The sequence below is a fragment of the Aeromicrobium sp. genome, from assembly GCF_036676885.1.
Lineage (GTDB): Bacteria > Actinomycetota > Actinomycetes > Propionibacteriales > Nocardioidaceae > Aeromicrobium.
Window position 1 is genome coordinate 1 of the sequence record NZ_JAKFCB010000191.1, and the last position, 1,642, is coordinate 1,642.

Annotated in this window: 2 protein-coding genes; both read left to right on the forward strand. The window is 68.0% G+C overall.

Annotated elements, in window-relative coordinates; genetic code table 11:
- Positions 1 to 250: LytTR family DNA-binding domain-containing protein (locus tag V6M46_RS09185; RefSeq protein ID WP_332664017.1), on the forward strand; the 250-nt coding region annotated here is incomplete at its 5' end.
- A gap of 251 nt (positions 251 to 501) precedes the next feature.
- Entirely contained in the window at positions 502 to 1,371 is an 870-nt protein-coding gene (locus tag V6M46_RS09190; RefSeq protein ID WP_332664020.1) for a GGDEF domain-containing protein, read from the forward strand.
- Positions 1,372 to 1,642 lie beyond the last annotated feature (271 nt).

Below are 1,642 nucleotides of genomic sequence, written 5' to 3' on the forward strand. Positions count from 1 at the left end.
CGCCGACAACAAGTACACGACCGTGGTGACCCGCGCCGGCGAGGCGCTGCTGCGCAAGCCGATCAAGGATCTGCTGGACGTGCTCGATCCGGCGGCCTTCAAGCAGATCCACCGGGCGACGATCGTCAACCTGAAGGCCATCGATTCGATCAGCCGCGACGACACCGGCAAGGGCCACCTGACGCTGAAGGGGCGGGCCGAGACGCTCGTCGTCAGCCAGCCGTTCATGGCGCTGTTCCGGAGCATGTAGGCCCGGGTTCGGCGGATCATCGAGTGCGCATAATGTATATTATGTAAACTCTGCACGGCAGCAGCAAACGCGATGGCGCGCACGGTTCCTGCTGCTTCCCCCCGAATTTCACGTGGTGCTGAAGCGGCCGTCCCGAGGATCCGCCGATGCGCTGCCGCTCGTGGCACGCGACCGTCCAGCCAGGCAGCCGATGCATGCGAAACCGGACTTCCGCCGCGACCCCCGCGCCTTGGCATGACGACGACGGTGCGTTGAACTTCGGGCGCCGCGGCCGCCCGGCCGAAACCGTTCCGCCGCTGGGCCGCCCGGTGCCGGGGCGGGACGTGCCCGATCCGTGCCTGGTCGTCATCGCCGGGCCACGCCTGGGCCATTGCATCCACGTGCACGAGGTGCCCGTAGTCATCGGGCGCGATCCGGGCGCCGACTTCCAGATCACCGACCCGTCCGTCTCCCGACTTCACTGCACGATCTGGCAGGACGCGGGACGGATCCACCTGCGGGACTTCGGCTCCAAGAACGGCACGGTCGTCAATGGCCGCCGCGTGGACCACACGACGCTGCGCGAGGGCGACCAGCTCGTGCTCGGCGACGTCGTGCTGAAGTTCGTTTCGGGCCAGCTGGAATCCCGTTACCACCAGGCGCTTTTCGGCCTGGCGACGCTGGATACGTTGACCCAGCTGCTCAATCGCCGGCAGTTCCGCATCCTGCTCGACGAGCACGTCGGCACCCTCGCACCGGAGGCCCCGTTCTCGGTGGTGATCATCGATGTCGACCGCTTCAAGCAGGTCAACGACGTGCTGGGTCACGATGCCGGCGACCGCGTGCTGAGGGCCATCGCGATGACGATCAGGCGGCATCTGCGCCCGGACGATGCCGCCGGACGGCTCGGCGGCGACGAGTTCGCCGTGATGCTGCCCGGGATGGACCTCGATGCCGCCGCCGCGTGGGCCGAGTCGCTGCGCGCCGCGATCGCCGCACTTCCGGGCCCGGTGAGCATCAGCATCGGCCTCGCCGAACGCAGGGATCCCACGGATACGCCGACCTTGATGCTGCATTCGGCCGACATGGCCCTGCTGAGAGCAAAGAAGGACGGACGCGACACGGTGCGACGCTCGCCGTAAGGACCTTGGCCGGACCGGCCGCTTTGTCACCTTCAAGGAAACGTCCGCGGGCAAGAGCGACCCGTTCGGGGTGTCGGCGTTCCCGAGCGTGCTGCTCGAACTCACCGCCACCGGCGATGCGAACGCGTCGACCCTGACAGCCACCGATACGGACCTCAGCGGATGCGGGTGGCCTCCGCGCCGGGTTCCCAGGGGTATTCGAGCTGGACCGCGACGAACGTCGCGGTGTCGGCGCCGTATCGTCCGGCGATGTCGTCGAGGTTGGCGGCGA